Consider the following 19617-nt stretch of genomic DNA (forward strand, 5'->3'; position numbering starts at 1 on the left):
TGCTGCCGGTTTCGTGGACACGACGATAAGATCGTGATCGAGGAACCGGAGAGAGGACATGACGAGACGGAAGTTTGGCAGTGAGTTCAAGATTGAGGCTGTGAAGCTGGTGACGGAGCGGGGCGTAAAGCCCCAGTACCGCGCGAAGGCATGCAGCCGGGCATTGAACCGCATCTCGCGCGTTACCGCGTCATGATGCTCGACCAGCGCCCGGGGATTATCCAATAAAACCTCCGCCGGCACCCCGCCAAACCGCAGGAAGGCGCCTTCCATCCCGGCAAACCAGTCCGCCTGCCCCTCGCGCAACAAGGCGCGGATATGCAGCCGCTGTGAATAACCCAGCGTCGCCACGAACAGATGCACCCGCACCCGCTCATCGCCAATCCACCCCGGGTGTCGCCAAAGTCGATCTGCAACTGCCGGCCAGGCTCGGTCTCAAACCGCACCGTCGCCCGTTTCTGCGCCTTCAGCTCACGCCGCCATTGCCGTACCCGCAGCTCAACCGAGCGCAGCCCGATGACAATGCCATGCTCGCTCGCCAACTCCTGGCGGATCACATCCGCGTTGCCGCCGTGCCGGAAGAAGCGTTCCCGCAGCCAATCCTCCAAACCATCAAAGGCTATCCGCCGTTCAGGCTTGCGATAGCCGACAGGCCCGCCCGCGCGCAGATAGCGCCGCACCGTGTTCCGCGGACAGCCAAATTCCTTCGATAGACGCTTGGCACCCCAGCCAAGCCCATGCAGCCGCACCATCGCAGCCACCTCTTCAGGCTGAAGCATCTCGTCCCCCTGCATCGTCCCTGACAATGCAGAATGCCCTGAAATACCCCTCATCATCCGGCCCTCCTCTCATAAAACTCGAGGGGGTCAGTTCTCCGATTCGTCAGGGGGGCAATTTCTCATTTCGCCTGGCAGTCGCTGACGACGATCTGCGAAAAGCTCATAAAAATCGTCGAAAAAGCCATCTCGCATGCCCGCTACACGACCTTCCAGATGGCTGAGGTCGCCGTCCCCACGTGCTGTTCAACCGCATCTTGCAGATGATCAATAACCTTCGGCACCGGAGGGCTACCTTATGTTAGCCCTGTTTCAGGCTCCGGAAATTGGGGGCACCAACTGGCGAAGTACGCTTATTGCCCAACAAAACCGGCTGAAAGGCGGTTTTAGTCATCAAATCGCAACAAAAAAGCGAGGACAAACCCGCGAAGAGACCAAAAATAACAGATTTGCCATTCTCAGGCACGCACAAAGGGGCTATCTCTTCTCCAAGAGGACCGCATCGATCGCTCATATGGGAAACGTCGAGTAAGTTCATTGCAAAATGAAATTTACAATTCGTTCGTTTCGGTCTAGAACAGAATCATGTTGTTCACAATCGTTATTATCAACCATAATTATGGACGGTTTTTAACAAAGGCGATTGATAGTGCGCTGGCGCAGTCGTACAGTTCCCTTGAGGTTGTTGTTGTAGATGACGGCTCCACCGATATGTCTCGTGATATTATTGCATCATATGGAAATCGTATTGTTCCCATATTAAAAGAAGCTGGCGGACATGTATCCGCCGCCAATTTTGGGTACGCGGCGGCTAAGGGTGAATTCATAATATTTCTTGATTCTGACGATATTCTGTACAAAGATTGTATTCAAACTGTCGCTGCCAACTGGAGAAATGGCGACGTCAAGCTGCAATACCGGTTGGATACGATCAATTGTGATGGGGTCGACCAGCATATGATATTCCCTTTTTTTGCAATCGATTTATCTCCAGAGACGATACGGCATCAATCCTACCAGTTCGGTATTTATCCTTGGACCGTATCCAGCGGCAATGCCTTTTCAAGTGCGTATCTCGATGCGCTGTTTCCGATCGATGAGGCCGAGATATATCGATCGCCAGACGGGTATTTGAGCAAGATGGCGCCTCTGTTCGGTGATGTTCGAAGCATTCAAGACGTGTTGGGGGCCTATCGCGTTCACGGGGCTAATGCCTGGGCACAGGACAAGGCTGGATTCCGAATTGAACCGATAATACGATGGCTTAATTTCGATCGCGTTCTACAAACAAAATTTGAATCTTTGGCACAAATGCGTGGAATTAGTGTGGTTGCTGGTGGTAATTTGAGCAGCACACAGCAAATTGAATATAGATTACTGGCGTTTCGTTTTGCGGCCGATCAATCGCCATACAAGAATGATAAGGCAATTTCGCTTGTCATTGCCGGATCTCAAGCGACATTCCGGTTTCCGAATATAAGTTTTCCCGGATGTATTATGTGGTCGATATGGTTTTTTGTTCTGGGGATCGGGCCTAAATTTTTGGTGCGATGGATATATGCTGCCGCACGGATGCAAACAGGGCGGAGTCGAGTGTCGCGTCTTTTGGTTGAAATCGCGCGAGGGCCAGCCGCACGTTCATCGTATCAATTTAGTAGGCGCTAGCATTACAGTTGCGATCTTTTAGTTGCGAAACGGCTTGATCTCTGAAGCTATGGGTTACCATGATTCGGAGTTCATGGATGACGGTTGCCTCGATCGAGACGACGCTTGAGTTGTGGGCATCGCCGTTGCGGGACGTGAAGAGACGGATGCGGCCACTGTTCACGCAGGAGCGCGTCGCGGCGAGCTCGGGATTGTTGCTGGATGGGTTGCTTGGGGATGAGCGGCGCAAGGCCGGATGGATGCGCGCTGAGGCTGCTGGCGATCCCGGTCCTTGGCGGCAGCAGGCGCTTCTGGGTCGAGGCCGATGGGATGCGGATGCGCTGCGCGATATTGTGCGCGACTATTTCGATGAGCATCTTGCGGACGACAATGCGGTTCTGGTTATTGATGAAACTGGTTTTCTGAAGCAGGGCAAAGCATCGTGTGGGGTGGCGCAGAAATACACGGGTTCCGCGGGCAAGATCAAGAACTGCCAGATCGGCGTGTTCGCCGCCTACGTATCGCGCCATGGCCATGCCTTCATTGATTGCGCCCTGTATCTGCCGAAGAGTTGGACCGACGATCCGGCGCGCCTGAAGGCCGCGTCAGTGTCGGACGACGTCGACTTCGCGACCAAGCCCAAACTCGCGGCCAGAATGATTGAACGTGCGGTTGCGACGCATGTGCCGTTGGCCTGGGTGGCTGGGGATACCGTCTACGGCGTCGGCGATATTGAGCGCGATCTACGCCGGGCAGGTAAGAGCTATGTGCTTGGCGTGAATTCAGCGCATTGGTTTGGATCGTGGAACAAAGAGCGGCCGCTTGGCGGTTCCGCCGAGGAGATTGCCACGGCACTGCCATCATCCGATGGGCAGATTGTGGACACTCCCCATCATTAAGTTACAATACCGGGGCCTCACCAAAATCCCCAAATTCGAGAAGGTGGCCGCTACCCGACTTTCAATTACCCACAAATCCCTGTCTGCTACAGCCCGGCTATTGCCCGGCGCGAATCGCGTGCGATTCTTTGTCCGGCACCGAATCGGGAGCGGTGCGATGGACGAGGAAGAGGTTGGTTGGTTTGACTGCGAGATTTCCGGGTGCCATTTTGCTGATGAGCGCCTGAAAGGGCGGTTCCGTAAGCTGATCGCGCGGATGGGAGGTTCTGTGGGGCAAAGCATTCCGCTGGTCTGCCAGGATTGGGCCGACACGAAGGCAGCCTATCACTTTTTCTCCAATGACCGGATCAGCGAGGCCGACATTCTGGCCGGCCACTTTCAATCGACCTGCGAGCGCGTGGGAGCCACCGAGGGCCTAGTTTTCATGCTCCATGACACGACGGAATTTGTTTGTAAACGAGAGTCCACGGAGGCCGTCGGGATCACGAAGAGTGTGAATAGCGGCCGCGACAAGGCCGGGCGCCTGCGGTCGCATACGGTTTGCGGCATCCTGATGCATTCAAGCCTTGCGATAACGAGCGATGGACTGCCTCTGGGTCTTGCCGCAGCCAAATTCTGGACCCGCAAGAAATTCAAGGGGACCGCGGCACTCAAGAAGAAAATCAACCCGACGAGGGTGCCCATTGAGGGGAAGGAAAGCATCCGCTGGTTGGATAATCTGAAGCAATCCACCACGCTTTTTGCTGATCCGGGACGATGCGTTCATATTGGTGATCGCGAGAGTGACATCTACGAACTCTTCTGTACAGCCCAGGGGACCGGCACGCATTTCCTGATTAGAACTTGTGTCGACCGCCTGGCTGGGGAAGGCGATCACACTATCGCCGACGCGATGGATGAAGTGCGTATTCTGATGAAGCCGGCCATGCATTCCCATCTGAAGCCGGCCACTGATTCCGATCTCAAGCCGGGCAGTGTTCCGATTTGAAGCCGGCCACCTGAGCGTCATCGGTTGGGTCTGGTTGAATGATTGTCGGGTCTTTGTTCGGGGGCAAGTTTTGGGGTTGGTGGCGGTAGGATTTTGCTTTTTCCGGAGGCTCTCGCCGGTCAGTTCGATGCGATAGGCATTGTGGATGAGCCGGTCGAGGATGGCGTCGGCGATGGTGGGGTCGCCGATGATTTCGTACCATCGGCCGATCGGCACCTGGCTGGTGATGATGACGGAGCGCATTTGGTGGCGATCATCGATGATCTCCAACAGATCACGGCGCTGGTCGGCGTTCGGGGTTTCAGGCCCCCAATCGTCCAGGATCAGCAGGTCCACCTACACCACCGCTTGGGGCACGACCTCGCCGAAGGACACTCGGGCAGTATCTGACCAAAATCGCCCAGCTTGGAGGCTATCTCGCGCGCGCGACGGATACTCCGCCTGGTAATACCGTGATGTGGCAGGGGCTCTCACGGCTGACGGATATCAAACTCGGCGTAATGTTCGGCATGCAATTTGTCGGTAATTGAAAGCGCTGCCGGAGGGATACTGCAAGCCTGACCGCCCCGCAGCCGCATTCCGGGGTTCTTGATGGGCTATGGATTGTGCCGCACATTGTTGTGATTTGACGTCTTCCAAATGAAATTCCTACAGTTTACAAGACGAACTGCCGAGGCTTCAACTTACGGTATTTAAATTTTATTGATGTTGAAACCGTGGGTTGATATCACTCCATACTACAAGGCAATAAACAAGGCAGCACGGCGAATGGCACAGCAGCTTGGGAGTTCCCGAAAGAAGGACGGCAACGGCGTTGCCTGCGAGTTCACCTCCAGCGCCGGCCGGCAGGATAGCGCGCCTGGCTTATTGGCGCATCGCTGGCGTGAATTTTTCGCCGGCCCCCGCTTGCAACCAGGCCCGGCACTTGCCATACTTGTGCTGGCGTCGCTGGGCCTGTGGGGCGTTATCATCTGGGCGCTTTATTACATATTGCACCATTAGCCCGCCCGGGCGGCGGCCAGCGGCGGAGCCAGGCGGCGCGACGCCCAGGCGCGCACCGGCGCATCGTAAAACCGGGCGGCAAGGGCAGAGAGGACTAGGACAACCAGGATTGTAACCATGGCGCCCAGCCATGAGGCCGCAACTCCGGCATGGGATGATTTGCACAGGTTCGATATGACCACTACGAACGGGTAGTGTATCACGTACACCGGATAGGAGAGCAGCCCAAGCTGGCGCCAGAGCGAATCCAGCCGCTGGCTGACGGAAGCCCGGGATGCTGCCAGCAATAAAGCCGGAAAGGCGAGAAGCACTGCCGCGATGTCGAACCAGCCGCCGCCGGCAACTGGGGCACACAGCACGAGCAGGAGCGGAATGAACATGGCATGCGCCCAGCCCAAACGGGCCTCGCCTCTGGCATAGCGCGATAGCATGACGCCCATGACGAACGGAAACAGCACGCGCGCCCCGCCGAGATAGAAACCGTGCCAGGCAAATCCTTCATTCAATCCGCCGTTGGCCAGTGACATCGAGATCACCAGCCCCGCGCCGATGACCAACCCCATGCCGAGTGTAAGCCGCGTCAGCACCCTAAACAGCAGGGCGTAGAGCACGTTGATCCAAATCTCGAAAGCCAGCGACCAGAGCGGCGTGTCGACGGGAAATGCCCAGGGCCGCAGCGCGAGAAGCGCCGGTGTGGGCAGCAGCAGCGCATTGGTGCACGCGGCCTGCAACACGCTGGCCATATCGATGCCGCCGAGCCGTGCCCGTAACAGATAGGCGCCGGTACCCAGCGCCACGCCCAGCAGCACCAGCGGCTGCAGGCGAATGAGCCGGACGGCCAGGAAGGGCAATACGCCCATGCCCCACCGCAGTTTTTCGTCATAGGCGTGCGCGATGACGAAGCCGCTCAGCATGAAAAAGAAGTCGACCGCCAGATAAGCGTGGCCAGGCTGTACGGGCAGGCGGAAGTACTCCGTGACGTGCAGGGAAACCACCGCGAGTGCAGCCACGCCGCGCAACCCGTCAAGCGCGAGATAGTGGCGCGTCTCCGTCATAGCTGTGTCCTGCCCAATGGTGAGGAGCAGAAGTCCGTAACAGGCTCGGATTGCTTATCACGTTGGCAATGATGCCGCGCTTGTTCAGCGCGTACCTCCTGCGGTACAAGAGTCAGGGAGCCGCAACCTCTAAAAGTCCGTCCAGCCTCCACGGAAGGAGTCGTTGCCATCACGCAACGTGTCATTCTGTTCTCCCGCGACATTTTAAATGCTGAAACATGCCATTCTTGAAATCATACACCACAAACGTTTCTCGATCGTATAGATTTGTACTCTACATAAAACAAAAGGTTTTTTCGTTACGAGTCAAGGTATTCATCTAGATTAATAACATCGAAATTTATTGTGTCGATGTCATATCAACGGCAAACAATGCTTGACTCTGGTCCATCTGATCGTCTTTGTTACGAGTTCGAAGTGGTCATAACTGTGAATCTGTCCACATCTGCGCAATTTGGGTTGCCGGGCCTATCTGATAGCTCGACTAGCGTTTGCCACATTGGCACGACCATTGACTTAATGGGATTGGACATGACTGAAGATTCGATGACGCGAATGCTTTTCATGGATACCAGGCCAGAGGTCACCGCGCCCAACGCACGCGGTGTCGGTCGCTATCTTCCCGTCGTCTCGCCGCATGTATTTTCGTTTCTGGCCGCAACCGTCGATTTGGCGGTTCTGCTTGCCGTCACCCTCGCCCTAGGCACGTACAACTCCAATTTTCCATCGTTTTTTTATAGTGATTTATCAACGCAGAGCACCTTGATCCTTCTCACGTTGTTGTCTCTTTACAGCGCTGGCCTATACCGCTTGGAGGTAATCGGCGATTACCGGCAGTTCCGGCAATATTTTTCATGGGCCTGGCTGTGCTTGCTCGCAGCCTTGCTCACCATAGATGTGGCGGCGGTCTGGAACGCTGGCTCCAGTAGCCGTGACATCCTGCACAACAACGTGGATATACTCACGATCTGGATTGTTACCTGCGGCTTGGCGCTCATCTGTGCTCGCAGAGCTTTATTCTTACTATTCCGGTACGGGGTCGAACAGGAGCTGGTGGTGCATGACGCGGTCGTGATCGGCGCCACTGCTCTCGCTGCCCAATTTATTGCGCGGGTGAAGGCCGACCGACTGGGTGTGCGGGTGAAGGCAGTGTTCGACGACAATAACGCAGCGCGCATGGTGTCCGACGTGCCGGTATATGGCGGCATCGACGATCTCCCGGTCTACCACAAGTGGAACGAACTCGATACGGTCGTGATTGCGCTTCCATTGCAGGATATTGACGTAATGCGCCGCCTTGTCGGGCGCCTCAGCATGCAGCCATTGAAGATCGCGCTGCTGCCGGGCCCGCTCGAGATGGGCACGACGCGCGACTGGCACGCGCGGCTGGGCGAGCTGCCGGGCGTGCACCTGATGTCGATCCGCGACCTGCCAATCGAGCGCTCAGGACTGCTGATCAAAACCCTCTTCGACAAGGCTGCAGCCACGCTGGCCCTGCTGCTGTTCGCGCCGGTGATGATGGCCTGCGTGATAGGCATCAAGCTAACCAGCCCCGGACCTGTGCTGTTCCGCCAGAAGCGCACCGGCTATCGCAACCGCGAGTTCAACGTCTACAAATTCCGCTCGATGCATGTGTCTGTTTGCAGCACCGGCAAGCTAACTACGCGCAACGACCCGCGGGTCTTCGCCTTCGGTCATTTGATGCGTAAACTGAGCCTGGACGAGTTGCCGCAGCTCTTCAATGTGCTGCTCGGTGACATGTCCATGGTGGGACCGCGGCCGCATATGCCGGAAGCGACTGCAGCCGGGCAGTTCTATTTCGAGGCCGTACAGGAGTACGCGGCGCGGCACAGGGTGAAGCCCGGCATCACCGGATGGGCGCAGGTAAATGGCTGGCGCGGCCCCACCGAGACGCTGCACCAGATCGAGCAGCGTGTGGCGCATGATCTCTATTATATCGATAACTGGTCCTTCATGCTCGATCTCTCAATCTTGATGAAAACCGCCTTTTCTGGGTTCTTTGGCAAAAATGCATTTTAGCCCCAAGGGCTTGGCGCGCGCGCCAACCAAGACAGGCGCGGTTACGTCGGTACGTATTGCCGTCATCGTCGCCTCCATCCGCCGCGGTGAGGAGATCGGGCAGTTACTAGAGCATCTCGCCACCCAAACCTTGGCACCATCCTCCATCGTTCTCTCTGTCGAGGTTCCGTCCGATCTACCTGCCCAAATTCCAGTCGGCGTAGATGTCATCATGGGACCTAAGGGGCTGACGCGACAGCGCAATCGTGGATTGGAGCACACCCTGCCAGTCTCGGACATCGTCGTATTTTTTGATGACGACTTCGTTCCCGCGAATGATGCACTCGCCGGGATAGCCAAGTTATTCCAGGAGCATCCGGACATCGTGGGCGCCACGGGCTTGGTGCTGCGCGACGGCGTTAAGCAAGGCGGCATTGCCTACCAAGATGCAATCGACGCTCTGCGGCAGCATGAGCGCGATGCTGAACCCAAGCGAACTGAAACGGCACCAACCAGCGAGCTCTATGGCTGCAACATGGCTTTTCGCACCCGGGCCATTGGCGCGTACCGGTTCGACGAGACCTTGCCGCTCTATGGCTGGCAGGAGGACGTTGACTTCACGGGCCAACTGATGAAGTTCGGCCTCATGGTCAGGACGAATGCATTTGCCGGCGTGCATCGCGGAGTCAATAAGGGGCGTACGAGCGGGGTCGCGCTTGGCTATTCGCAAATGGTCAATCCAGTCTATCTAGTGCGCAAGGGCACAATGCGCCCTGCCCAGGCGCTGCGTCTGATGGTCCGGAATTTTTTCGCCAACCATGCGGGGGTGATTCGTCCGGAGCCGTTCATCGATCGCGCCGGGCGCTGCAAGGGAAATTGGATCGGTCTCCTCGACCTGCTGCGCCTGCGCTGCAACCCCGAGAGGATTCTGGCGTTGATCTGAGTAGGATCAGACCAGCTCTCGATAGATCTGGTCCATCTCCCGGCAGACACGGGATATGGTAAAGCGGTCCACGTTCTTCCGGGCCATTTTTGAGTATTTTTCAAGTTCCGCGCGGTCGGCGAGTAGCCTCACGATCGCAGCTGCAAGGGTCGCGGGTTCCTTCGGCGGCACCAGGATGCCGGCGGCTCCATGATCGAGCATCTCCGGAATACCATCGACATTCGTTGCCACAATGGCGCAGCCGGCGTTTCGTGCCTCGGCGATCACCAGAGGACCAGGGTCCGAATGTGAGGCGAGCACGAAAATGTCGGCGGCAAAGAGATGTTCGCGCGGATCGTCACGGAAGCCGAGGAAATGCGCACTATCCGTCAGGTTCAGCTCTGCGGCCAGCGCCTCATACTCCTTCTGGCGCGGGCCTTCGCCCAGCAGATAAAGATGCGCGCTCGGATGTGTCGCCGTGACGAGCCAAAATGCGTGCAGAAGATCGCTGATTCCCTTACGCGGGTGCATGCCAGCGACCGTAATGATCGCTGGTTGCTGAATCTGTGCTGGCGAGAAATCCTGCTTCAGGCGTGGCGAGCCGACGGACCCGTTAAGTACGATCCTGATCTTCTTGCTGCTGAATCCACGGCGGATCATACCCGCGTACCCCGCCTTACTGACCGTGACGATCCGTGAGGCGAGTCCCATGAGCCAGACGGAGCGGTCGAACTCATTATGCACGGTGGTGACGACCTTGTAGCCCATCAGCCGGTACGGTTGAATGAGTACGCTCTGCGCCGCCATGTGGACGTGGATGATGTCCGGTTGGAACGCCATAATCGCGCGCCAAAGCTCAAAATGTGCCTTGATAAACTGACGGATGTTACGATGCGGCTCCTCGACCTTGAATACTTTCACGCCGGCCTGCTCGAGCATCGGAATGAAATCGCCCTTCGAGCAGGTATAGCCGACGACGTGACCGTTTCTCGACTGAGTGCAGGCCATGTCAACCGAGACGTTGACGTGGCCATTGGCTTTTCCGCAGTGATTGACCAGGTGCAGTATTCGCATCGAGATCCTCGCAGCCATAATTTGCCGGCACAGGCCGGTGCGTCACCATAACTCGTTGATGTATCCGTACACAACACAATCGTACCGATACAAAAAGCTCAAAACGACAATCTATTGCGGATTGTAATTGATCGATCAGGCTACAACACAATATAGTGCAACGGTATCGGCGCGGTGGTATTCCGCCTACCGTGCCATCCTTTCGAATTCACGACCAGTCGGTACGCATGAAAAAGTCAAACAGGCGCGGTGTCACATGAACGAATTTGTTGCCGTCCCCACAGAGAGACAAGACGCTCATCTGGCGCAGCCGGAGTTGATCCTGCCGGACGTATCCGATAGCGATGTGGCAGCGCTCGCCCGTGAGATCGATCGGTCCGGCTTTGCTGTCATTCCCTCCTATATCGACGGTGAGAGTCTGGCGGCTTTGCGTAAGCTGGTGACGGACGTCGTCGACGGCAATGGCGGTGAGTATGCGGCGCTCACGGGAAAGGCAGAGATTTCCGGCACACTGCTTGAAACCATTGGCGTCATGCCGCGTTTTACAAGCCTGATGCGGCGCATATATGAAGCAGGCCAGGGCAGGGCGGCGCCGATGCAGTCCGTGTACCAGGTACTGCGCTGCCTCACGGGCGAAACCGGCCTGAAGCACGCCTATTTCTTCCATTATGACTCCTATGTCGTCACAGCACTTCTGCCGATTATTATTCCGAAAGAAGGGCGAACCGGCAACTTGGTGATGAAGCCAAACCATCGCAATGTGCGGTCCTCCTATTTCGCCAATCTTGTCGATAAGATTCTCGTCGATAATCCGGTCTCTCAGAAAATTTTCCGGTGCCAGTCAGAGGCAGGGCGCGGCGGCTTCGTGAAGGTGCGGATCGTTCCGGGGAGTTTGTATCTGTTCTGGGGCTACCGCTCTCTGCATGCGAACGAGCCGTGCGATCCCACGAAAATCCGCGCGACAGCCTTGTTCCATTTTGGCGATCCACATGTGGACAGCGGCCTGCGCATGCTCACCGGCCGCGCCAAGGTGCGTGCCAATGTTTAGGCACAGACGGCGCCTACATGAAACTTCAGGGCGGCAGGTGAAGCAGTTGCCCTTAAGGAGGCACGTCAGACATTTCCAACGCCTACATCGCCCGCGCATGGCTGTACGACGAGGTGGCGCCAGCGATTCATAAATTCTTCCCGCGCAGGACTGCCTTCGAGCACAGAAGCGGTGATGAGTCGGTCGATGACGCCGGCGCGCAGTTCGGCTTCCCTCTTCAATGAATCGGCGGACATGGCACACTCCATCCTTCAAGAAGTCTTGCGACCAAGTCCGTCCGGGCCTTAGGGCCGCAAGAATGCAGCGCCGCGATACTCGTTTCGGTAAAGGAACGCTACCGGCAGACACTCAGAAAATCACTCAATAAGCCGATAAGTTACCAATTGTTTACTCGCCTGCTACGGCATATTCTGGGCCAGCCCCAATACCTTTGATTGCAGGATACAGTCCGGCGCGCGGTCTGGCGTCTCGCAGGGCGGTCTCGATGGCCCCCGTGAAACGTTCGCGGAATGCAGCCTCGGAAAAGCGCAAGGCGTTCGCGCGACAGAGCGAAGCAGCCAGGTGCGGCTCCAGCTCCAGAAAATGGCGCAACGCCGAGACAATCGAGTCCACGGTTTGTTCACCGAATAAAATTCCCGTCTGCGGCGCGCCTGTAGAGGCGGCAAAAATATCGCGCGCACCGCCTTCTCCATAAGCGAGCACCGGCGTCCCACAGGCCTGTGCCTCGACCATGGTGATGCCAAAATCCTCTTCTGCAGCAAAAATCATCGCGCGCGCCGAACGCATCAGGTCCACGAGTTCCGCGTGCGGCACAGGTGGTCGCAACTTAATGTTCGGTGCCCCTTCAACGGCCTTGGCAACCAAGGCGGCATCGGTGCCGGCGCCGACCACCGTGAGGCAGTGTTGCGGCATTTCCCGGAACGCCTGCACGATCAGTTCCACACGCTTGTAGGGCACAAAGCGGGAGACAACCAGGAAGCCATCGCGCGTGCCCTGTCCGGGGGTAAAATCTTCGACGGCCACAGGCGGCGGCACCACCAGCGCCTCACGTCGGTAGGTCTTGGCGATGCGCCGGGCGATGTAGCTGGAATTTGCAATGAACTGATCGACGCCGTTCGCCGAATTGGCGTCCCATAGCCGCATCTTGTGCAAGAGCCAGCGCACGTACAGGCTTTTTACCCCCCGCTCGAGCCCGCCTTCGCGCAGATATTGCGGCTGCAGATCCCAGGCATAGCGCATGGGCGAGTGGACGTAGCTGACATGCACCTGTTTCGGCCCCGTGAGAACCCCCTTCGCCACGGCATGGTTGCTGGAGATAACGAGATCATAGCCAGTGAGATCGAACTGCTCGACGGCGAGCGGCATAAGCTGCAGATAGTTCCGGAAATGCTTGCGCGCAAACGGAAGCTTCTGGATGAAGCTTGTCGTCACTGCGCGGCCTTCCAAAAAGCCACGCTCATTAGCCGGCAAAAAATCGGCCACGGCAAAAACATCGGCTTGCGGAAAGCAGCGCAGGATCTGCGCCAGCACACGCTCCGATCCGGCATAATGTTCCAGCCACTCATGCACGAGAGCGATCTTCATACCCTACCTCCATAGTGTGACGTGATGATGGCCTGCAGTACCAGCGCGGCACGGTGCCAAGTCATGGCGGCGGCATGGCGCTGCCCCACCTCGCGCAGCCGCGCTTGCAGGGCGGGATCGTTGCAAAGCAGCAGAACCTGCGTCGCAATGTGTTCCGGGGATGCCGGGTCACAATAGAGCGCGGCGTCGCCGCAGGTCTCGTGCAGCGCGGGAATGCTGGCAGCGACCACGGGGCAGCCGCTTGCCATCGCCTCCACCGCCGGCAGGCCAAAACCTTCGTAGCGCGAAGGGAACACGAAGCAGCACGCCGCCTCGTACAGCGCCTTGAGCTGTGCGTCCGTAACCCGGCCGATATAATGCCCCGCCACCGGCAGGTGCTGATCTCCCGCGCCGCTGAAGGCGCGGCCCAGCACATTCCCGGCCACCACCAAGCTCATGCCCTGAGCACGTAGCCGTTCGGCCAGCAGACCGAGCGCAGGCAGGTTCTTATGTGCGGCAAGGTTGCCGACGGCGAGCACGAAGCGGCCGGACGCGAGCCCGAACTGCTGCAACGTAGCCTCGTCCGGCATGATGCGCTGTATATGGTCGGCACCTTCCGGGATCACGCTCACCTGCCCCTGTCGCGCAGGCAAGTGCCGCAAGATCTCCGCGCGCGAAAATTCCGACACGGTGACCACCGGCACGCCGCCGCGAATTAGCGCAGTGTGCAGGGTCTTGTACCAAGAGCGGAATTTCCAGGAATATGCTTCGGGCGTGCTGTACACACCGGCGTCGTGGATGACGACGATCTGGCGGCGCGCCAGCACCGGCGCGGTGTTGCCGAGACTGACGAGGATGCCGTCGCGTGCCTGGCGCGGCAGCTCCCATTGCTCCCAGGCTTGGCCGCGCAACCGTCCGGTTTCCCACGCGCCTGGCCAGAGCTGCGCGCCCGTTGGAGGTACGAGCAACCCGGCGCGGGCATCCTCCAGCGCGATCAGCGCGCGGCTGATCTCCGCCGCGAAACGCTGCACGCCGGAGACGCCTTGCGTAACGAAGCGGCCATTTATGTAGAGCGGCTGCAGCGGATTACCCTTTCATCATCGTCGCGACGCCGAACCGCGCGCGCGGCGCCTGCGCGGCTGGCTGGAATACAGCGCGCGCCTGATGGCGCGCACGCGCGGCCGTTCCGACGAGCAAACCGAGCAGAAGATAGAAATCCGGCGAGGAGATGGTGGGGCCGGAGAGCATGGTGGCGGTGAGCGCAGCCAGAAGCCCGGCGCTGCATCCCTGCATCACGGCGCGGCTGCTGGCATCGGCCACGCGATGGGCGATGGTGAGGTGCCTGTAGAGAACGGCAATAAATCCGAGCAGTCCAAAAATGCCCCAGACCCCGATGGCGGCGCATAGCCCGGGGCCCAGGCTGGAGGAGCGGTTGCTGCCCCAGCCCACGCCCAGGAAATCGCTGGCCTCCATGGCGCGCAAAGAGTCACGGTCGGATGTGGTGCGGGCGGTATAGGAGGCGGATTGTTGCTTGTTCGTGGTGGAGGTAAAAATGATCTTGGCCTCCTCGGCTACGCTGGGGGCCACCACCGGGGTCGTTGCTATGGCGAGCGCCACCAGCACGCCCGCGATGAAGGTGCCGGTAACTACGCGTCGGCGCGTCGCCGGAGCAGCGGCAAGAAACGTACGGACCAGCAGCAGACCGGTCATGATGGCGAGCGCCAAATAGCCGGTCGCGGAGGTGCAGAGCAGGATGATTGCAAGGCCAGACACCAGCGTTAGGCGCGGCAGCAGTGCCTTGTCACCATTGAAAATCACCCAGGCAGCGGCACTGACGGAACTGCACAGATAGGCGGCAAGGGACGCAGGCTCGGAAAACGGCCCATTGAGGCGTGTCAGAGAGCCCATGGTCTGGGTGGAGAGCAGAGCCCAGCCAGGATTGGAAAGGAAGAAATCGGTGGGATACCACACGTGAAGCTCGTTGCTGGCGAATTGCCACGCTGCAATGAACGCCGCCAGAAGGCCGGCGACGAAATAGCCGTCCAGCAGCCGGCGCAAATTAAATCCGTCACGCGTAAGATAAATGGCGGCGGTGACCGCCAGCGACGCGTTGACGAGCAGATACATATCCTGCGTGTAATTTCCGGAATTCGGTGCCAACGGTACGAGGGCCAGAAAACCCGACATCTTTTGTGGCCAAACCAGAGCTTCACCCTCGAAAAGACGAGGCATGATGAAGGAGCTGGCGATGGCACCCGCGACTACGGCGATGAACGGCCACATCACCCCCAGAACCGTCTTCTCCGCGGGATAGTGCGCGCCCTGGCAGATTTCGATCATGAACAGAGTGACAAACAAGGCTGCCGGCACCAATGCGGGCGTCACGCCGAAGCCGCCGATCACGACGGCGGCGGCAGCAGCGAACACGGAGCCCACCACCACCAGTTCCAATAGCCGTGCCGGCATGCGCCAGGCATACAGACAAAGTGGCAGAAAACAGATTCCGAACGCAGTCATGTTGGCCTGTCCATCGTTGTACCCGCCAAGCCAACAGCACAGGCAAAACCGCGACGATACATAATCAGCCTGTCTGGCCTGTCATATGCCGCATGCTTAACAAGCTTCGTACAGCTCAGCAATACATTTCGTTGCTAATATTCATCAGCCATCGCACTATCACTCTATATCCCAACATGTCACGGATCTCGTTTCGCAACATTTGTTGAATGTTTCTTTGTCGGCATGTTATACTTTGTATTATCACTGATATCGTATCATTATTCTCTTTAATTTCAATTTGGATAATGCAATATTTAATCGTCATGGCTGGAGTTGTGTTGGTAGTCGCATGAAGCATATGAAATTCTGCATACGCAAATATCTGTCCAGCCTGCCGCCCCACACGCGGCACGCTTTGGCTGTATCTTGTGCCTTATCCACCCTTTCGGCGTGCAGTTCCCCGCCGCCCGTATCGCATGTCGTTACGACCCAGTCAGCTGGATCGGCGGTCATTTCGGCGGATCATATGACCCTGCCCGCCAGCCAGCAATTGCCGCCGCCAAATGCAGGAGTGCAGGCGCCATACCGGCTCGGTCCGAACGACATCATCTCGGTATCGGTCTATATGCATCCTGAATTGTCTACGCCGCAGGAGGGCATCCCCGCGGGAGTTGGTGGCGCACTGATTACCAGCGATGGCACGGTCAGCCTGCCATTGGTTGGCAATGTCAATGTCGGCGGCCTGACCATCGATGCCGCGCAGCAGAAGATCAACGCGGCCTACGCTACATATGTCAACAAGCCCAATGTTACGATCCAACTCGTCTCTGCGCAGAGCTTGCGTTATTATCTCCTGGGGGCCTTCAGTACGCCAGGCGTCAAATATCCGGGGCACACGCTGTTGCTCCTGGACGCATTGTCGCTTGGCGGCAGTGTTGATTTCAGCAACGCCGATCTATATCAGGCCTATGTCGTGCAGAACTCCCAAAAGCTGCCCGTCGATTTCCATGCGCTACTTGTCGAAGGCGATCTGTCGCAGGACATTATGCTGGCACCGGGTGACACGGTGGTGATCCCCTCGGCCAGCGCCGAGGATGCCTTCGTGTTCGGCGCCGTTGGCAAACCCGGCGCGGTACCGTTCCAATCGGGCTCGCTCTCACTGCTGCAGGCGCTCAGTGTCGCCAATCTCGACTTGCAGAACTATACCTGGGCAGAGTTGTCGCAGGTGCGGGTGATTCGCTCGCACGGCGCCAGCGCCGACTTTATAGTCGTTGACGCTGCCAAGATCCTGCATGGAGACGCCTTGCCCTTCGCGTTGCAACCTGGCGACGTCGTTTTCGTGCCGCCCAATGGTATTGGCACCTGGAACCAGGTGATCGCGGCTCTGCTGCCCTCTCTGGAGACTGTCTCCAGCGTGCTAAATCCGGTCGTCGCTATCGCCTATCTATCGCGGAACAATAATTAGGAGCCGGAATTTGTCTACAAAACTGCCGGCCCCCCTGTCCGTCGATTCCGCCTACGACACAATCGACCTCAGCCAGATCGTACTAAGTCTCAAGCGCCGGGCGAGACTCATCGCCGCAATCATGGCGGCCACCACGTTGGTGGCGCTATTGCAGGCTCTGGCAGCCACGCCGCAGTTCACCGCCAGCGGCGCGCTCTATCTGGGCGACGCGCACGCCCCTGCGGCACCACCGCCAGACGGCGGAAACGGCTTGAATTTTCTTGCCGATTACGCAACGGAAGGCGATGTCGAGACGCAGATCGAGCTGATCACAGCAGGTACCCTTGTTGAGAACGCCGTGCTGGAAACCGGTCTAAACGCGCAAATCAGGCCGGCGGGCACGCCGCCGCTTACCTATTGGCGCTGGCGTCTATTTGATCATGGCGATATGAGCAGTTTTTCGCCGGTCCCGGACACGCTGGAGGCCCTCTACGCCACCACGCCGGGCCGCTATAGGCTGGTGGTCGGTGAAAACGGTAATTACGATCTGTACTCGAAACGATCCTGGCTCGGCCAGCCCCGCCACATTTTGCAGGGACAGTTGGGAAAACCCGCTTCCGGCAATGGTGTGCAGATGCTGGTTCGGCCGGCCGACCCTGCCTACAAGCCTGAGCCGGGAAAAGCCTATGATCTGACCGTCACCTCCCCTGCCGCGCTGGCCGAGGCGCTGCAGAACGGCGCTCTCTCCGTAACTCCGGGTGGCTCGGCCATGCTGCCCACGCAGATCGCCTTTCTGCAATTCCGCTGGATGAATCCCTACCAGGCACAGTGCTTCGTCAACCAGGTGATGCAGGACTATATCGCCACCCAACTTTCCTGGAAAACACAATCTGCGTCCACAACCGAGGACTTCGTCAGCGAGCAGCTCAAGAATATCAGCGCCGAGCTGGCGGATGCCGATCGGAGTCTTTCCTCCTACCAGTCGCAAACGGGCATCATCGACGTGCCGCAGAATGCGCAGGCTATCATCAACCAGCTTGCCCAGTACCAGACTCAGCGCACCATGCTGCAATTACAGCGCGACGCGCTGAGGCGGCTTGCCGATAATCTGCAGCATTCCCAGGGGCCGCTTAATCCCTACCTCGTCAGCCAAACGAACGATACCGTACTCTCATCGTTGACCACCAACCTTGCCAATGAGGAGTTGAAGCTGAGTAATTTGCAGGCGCAGTTCACCGGCGCCGCGCAAAATGTACAGGTCGAGGAGGCACAGGTGACGGAGCTGGAGCATGCCATCCTCACCACGGTCAATAACGACCTCGCCGCCGCCGACGGGAATCTTGCCAATCTCGACGGGATCATTTCTCATTTCCAGGACGAGATTAAGCAGATGCCGGCCGAATCTCTAAAAGTCATTGCCCTGCAGCGTTCGACCGACGTGCTCGGCCAGCTCTATGTATTACTGATGGAGAAACAGGAGGAGGCGCGGGTTTCCAAGGCGGCCACCATCATTAACACCCGCATCGTCACACCCGCCAGCATGCCGCTCAAGCCAACCTCGCCGAAAGTGATGGTGACGGTGCTGTTCGGCGCCTTGCTCGGCCTGATCATCGGCGTTGGGCTCACACTGGGGCGCCGCGCTTTTTCCGGCCGCTTTGAGAGCGAGGAGCAGATCCGCCTTGCTGTCGCGCTTCCAATCTATGGGGCGATACCGCGGTACACCAAGGGCGATATCACGGCCAGCATTTTCGGCGCTCCCGGGCGCAGCGCGTTTTCGGAGTCCTTCCATATCCTCTGCCGCTCCATCCTGACCACTGGCGTACCGGGCAAACCGATGGTCATCCTCATCACCTCACCGGGCAAAGAGGATGGCAAGACTACCATCGCCGCCAATCTTGCCAAGAATCTCGCCGACAGCGGTAAGCGCGTGGTTCTGGTTGATGGCGATCTCCATCGCAGCCGCCTGCAACAGCTGTTTCGTTTTGGTAGCGGACCTGGCCTAGTGGAGTGGCTAGTTACCGGGATCCGTCCGGAAATACACAATTGGCCGCACGAGGATTTTAAGATTATTTCTGCAGGAACAAAGCGCCTTCCCAGCCGAGAATTGCTAAAAGAAGAGCGCCTGCTGTCGATCTTCTGGAAACTGCGCACGGAATTCGACTATGTAATCCTCGATAGCCCGCCTTTGCCAACAGTGTCGGATGGTCTGATTCTCGGTGGCTTTGCCGATCTCATCTTGTCGGTCGTCAGCGTCTCGCGCTCCTCGCGACGTGCCCTCAACATTCACAACGAGCTGATTGATACACTGAACCGCCCGCATGGCATTATCATCAATGAAGTCGAGCCGGAACATTATGGTGGAAACGATGACTATTTCCTATCCGCCACGATACATCGGGACAGGGTTGCCGGTTGGTTCAGGCTCGACCGGACCTAGACGGACCGTGATTCCACCTATTCCAGCGGAGCATCACCATGGGTGATTTCGTACACCGTGTCACAGATGCGTTGCTGCGAAGCGAGCTGCTCCCCGTGGGGGCCCGAATGAAGGCGATGCGCCTCATGGGCTATGACGTCGCACCAGATTCCTGTCTTTGGGCGGGCGCCATACTGCGCTCAAGGAATCTCGCAATCGGCTCGAATGTCTTCATTAATGTTGGTTTCTTTTATGACGGCTACGATAT

At 58.0% G+C, this 19617-nt stretch carries 14 protein-coding genes and 5 pseudogenes; 11 read left to right on the top strand and 8 right to left on the bottom strand.

Annotation, left to right across the window (positions count from 1 at the left end; all coding sequences use genetic code 11):
- Positions 1–96: 96 nt before the first annotated feature.
- Positions 97–836, bottom strand: a pseudogene (istA, locus tag ACLPJJ_RS03520) (IS21 family transposase); the annotation flags it as partial.
- A gap of 78 nt (positions 837–914) precedes the next feature.
- On the opposite strand from istA, the pseudogene ACLPJJ_RS03525 reads away from it, so the two are divergent.
- From ACLPJJ_RS03525 to ACLPJJ_RS03540, 4 genes and pseudogenes are all read left to right on the top strand, one after another.
- Positions 915–1081: pseudogene (locus ACLPJJ_RS03525) on the top strand (IS1380 family transposase); the annotation flags it as partial.
- Between the two features lie 280 nt (positions 1082–1361).
- Positions 1362–2441 (top strand): glycosyltransferase family 2 protein, encoded by a 1080-nt coding sequence (locus tag ACLPJJ_RS03530; RefSeq protein WP_443589513.1) that lies wholly within the window; start codon positions 1362–1364, stop codon positions 2439–2441.
- 59 nt (positions 2442–2500) lie between these two features.
- Positions 2501–3289, top strand: a pseudogene (locus ACLPJJ_RS03535) (IS701 family transposase); the annotation flags it as partial.
- Positions 3290–3476: 187 nt separating this feature from the next.
- Positions 3477–4307: an IS4/Tn5 family transposase DNA-binding protein gene (locus ACLPJJ_RS03540; RefSeq protein WP_443589514.1), complete on the top strand. Its 831-nt coding sequence runs from the start codon at positions 3477–3479 to the stop codon at positions 4305–4307.
- A gap of 78 nt (positions 4308–4385) precedes the next feature.
- Here the strand turns inward: ACLPJJ_RS03540 and ACLPJJ_RS03545 are convergent.
- Positions 4386–4640 (bottom strand): annotated as a pseudogene (locus ACLPJJ_RS03545) (ATP-binding protein); the annotation flags it as partial.
- Positions 4641–5075: 435 nt separating this feature from the next.
- Here ACLPJJ_RS03545 and ACLPJJ_RS03550 point away from each other — a divergent pair.
- Positions 5076–5309 carry a hypothetical protein gene (locus ACLPJJ_RS03550; RefSeq protein WP_443589516.1) on the top strand — a complete coding sequence of 78 codons (234 nt, stop codon included), beginning with the start codon at positions 5076–5078 and terminating at the stop codon, positions 5307–5309.
- Here ACLPJJ_RS03550 and ACLPJJ_RS03555 read toward each other — a convergent pair.
- On the bottom strand, positions 5306–6364 hold the full coding sequence (locus ACLPJJ_RS03555; protein ID WP_443589518.1) for an acyltransferase family protein: 1059 nt from the start codon (positions 6362–6364) through the stop codon (positions 5306–5308). The genes ACLPJJ_RS03550 and ACLPJJ_RS03555 overlap by 4 nt on opposite strands.
- 531 nt (positions 6365–6895) lie before the next feature.
- Here ACLPJJ_RS03555 and ACLPJJ_RS03560 point away from each other — a divergent pair.
- Both ACLPJJ_RS03560 and ACLPJJ_RS03565 read left to right on the top strand, forming a co-directional pair.
- Positions 6896–8404 carry an undecaprenyl-phosphate glucose phosphotransferase gene (locus ACLPJJ_RS03560; protein WP_443589520.1) on the top strand — a complete coding sequence of 503 codons (1509 nt, stop codon included), beginning with the start codon at positions 6896–6898 and terminating at the stop codon, positions 8402–8404.
- The gene (locus ACLPJJ_RS03565; RefSeq protein WP_443589522.1) at positions 8394–9326 is read left to right on the top strand and encodes a glycosyltransferase family 2 protein; all 933 of its coding nucleotides are present in this window, start codon (positions 8394–8396) and stop codon (positions 9324–9326) included. Before ACLPJJ_RS03560 ends, ACLPJJ_RS03565 begins: the two co-directional genes overlap by 11 nt.
- 6 nt (positions 9327–9332) lie before the next feature.
- Here the strand turns inward: ACLPJJ_RS03565 and ACLPJJ_RS03570 are convergent, their stop codons facing one another.
- Positions 9333–10379 (bottom strand): glycosyltransferase family 4 protein, encoded by a 1047-nt coding sequence (locus ACLPJJ_RS03570; RefSeq protein ID WP_443589524.1) that lies wholly within the window; start codon positions 10377–10379, stop codon positions 9333–9335.
- Positions 10380–10635: 256 nt separating this feature from the next.
- On the opposite strand from ACLPJJ_RS03570, the gene ACLPJJ_RS03575 reads away from it, so the two are divergent.
- On the top strand, positions 10636–11427 hold the full coding sequence (locus ACLPJJ_RS03575; RefSeq protein ID WP_443589525.1) for a hypothetical protein: 792 nt from the start codon (positions 10636–10638) through the stop codon (positions 11425–11427).
- A 65-nt stretch (positions 11428–11492) separates the two neighbouring features.
- On the opposite strand, the gene ACLPJJ_RS03580 is transcribed toward ACLPJJ_RS03575, so the two are convergent.
- The 4 genes from ACLPJJ_RS03580 to ACLPJJ_RS03595 form a co-directional block, all read right to left on the bottom strand.
- A complete protein-coding gene (locus ACLPJJ_RS03580; protein ID WP_443589527.1) occupies positions 11493–11663 on the bottom strand; it encodes a hypothetical protein in 171 nt (56 codons plus the stop codon).
- 151 nt (positions 11664–11814) lie between these two features.
- Entirely contained in the window at positions 11815–13011 is a 1197-nt protein-coding gene (locus ACLPJJ_RS03585) for a glycosyltransferase (protein ID WP_443589529.1), read from the bottom strand.
- Positions 13008–14021: a glycosyltransferase family 4 protein gene (locus tag ACLPJJ_RS03590; RefSeq protein WP_443589531.1), complete on the bottom strand. Its 1014-nt coding sequence runs from the start codon at positions 14019–14021 to the stop codon at positions 13008–13010. Before ACLPJJ_RS03590 ends, ACLPJJ_RS03585 begins: the two co-directional genes overlap by 4 nt.
- Positions 14022–14076: 55 nt before the next feature.
- A complete protein-coding gene (locus tag ACLPJJ_RS03595) occupies positions 14077–15441 on the bottom strand; it encodes an O-antigen ligase family protein (RefSeq protein ID WP_443589533.1) in 1365 nt (454 codons plus the stop codon).
- A 574-nt stretch (positions 15442–16015) separates the two neighbouring features.
- Between ACLPJJ_RS03595 and ACLPJJ_RS03600 the strand changes: the two genes are divergently transcribed.
- The 3 genes and pseudogenes from ACLPJJ_RS03600 to ACLPJJ_RS03610 all read left to right on the top strand — a co-directional run.
- Complete coding sequence (locus ACLPJJ_RS03600) at positions 16016–16954, top strand: polysaccharide biosynthesis/export family protein (RefSeq protein WP_443589536.1); 939 nt, start codon at positions 16016–16018, stop codon at positions 16952–16954.
- Between the two features lie 10 nt (positions 16955–16964).
- On the top strand, positions 16965–19370 hold the full coding sequence (locus ACLPJJ_RS03605) for a GumC family protein (RefSeq protein ID WP_443589537.1): 2406 nt from the start codon (positions 16965–16967) through the stop codon (positions 19368–19370).
- A gap of 38 nt (positions 19371–19408) precedes the next feature.
- Positions 19409–19617, top strand: a pseudogene (locus tag ACLPJJ_RS03610) (hypothetical protein); the annotation flags it as partial.

Origin of the sequence: Acidocella sp. (assembly GCF_052326845.1) — a bacterium.
GTDB lineage: Bacteria > Pseudomonadota > Alphaproteobacteria > Acetobacterales > Acetobacteraceae > Acidocella.

Coding starts and splice junctions, on each gene's coding strand:
- ACLPJJ_RS03530 (WP_443589513.1), top strand. CDS start 1,362: ATGTTGTTCACAATCGTTATTATCAACCATAATTATGGACGGTTTTTA.
- ACLPJJ_RS03540 (WP_443589514.1), top strand. CDS start 3,477: ATGGACGAGGAAGAGGTTGGTTGGTTTGACTGCGAGATTTCCGGGTGC.
- ACLPJJ_RS03550 (WP_443589516.1), top strand. CDS start 5,076: ATGGCACAGCAGCTTGGGAGTTCCCGAAAGAAGGACGGCAACGGCGTT.
- ACLPJJ_RS03555 (WP_443589518.1), bottom strand. CDS start 6,364: ATGACGGAGACGCGCCACTATCTCGCGCTTGACGGGTTGCGCGGCGTG.
- ACLPJJ_RS03560 (WP_443589520.1), top strand. CDS start 6,896: ATGACTGAAGATTCGATGACGCGAATGCTTTTCATGGATACCAGGCCA.
- ACLPJJ_RS03565 (WP_443589522.1), top strand. CDS start 8,394: ATGCATTTTAGCCCCAAGGGCTTGGCGCGCGCGCCAACCAAGACAGGC.
- ACLPJJ_RS03570 (WP_443589524.1), bottom strand. CDS start 10,379: ATGCGAATACTGCACCTGGTCAATCACTGCGGAAAAGCCAATGGCCAC.
- ACLPJJ_RS03575 (WP_443589525.1), top strand. CDS start 10,636: ATGAACGAATTTGTTGCCGTCCCCACAGAGAGACAAGACGCTCATCTG.
- ACLPJJ_RS03580 (WP_443589527.1), bottom strand. CDS start 11,663: ATGTCCGCCGATTCATTGAAGAGGGAAGCCGAACTGCGCGCCGGCGTC.
- ACLPJJ_RS03585 (WP_443589529.1), bottom strand. CDS start 13,011: ATGAAGATCGCTCTCGTGCATGAGTGGCTGGAACATTATGCCGGATCG.
- ACLPJJ_RS03600 (WP_443589536.1), top strand. CDS start 16,016: ATGACCCTGCCCGCCAGCCAGCAATTGCCGCCGCCAAATGCAGGAGTG.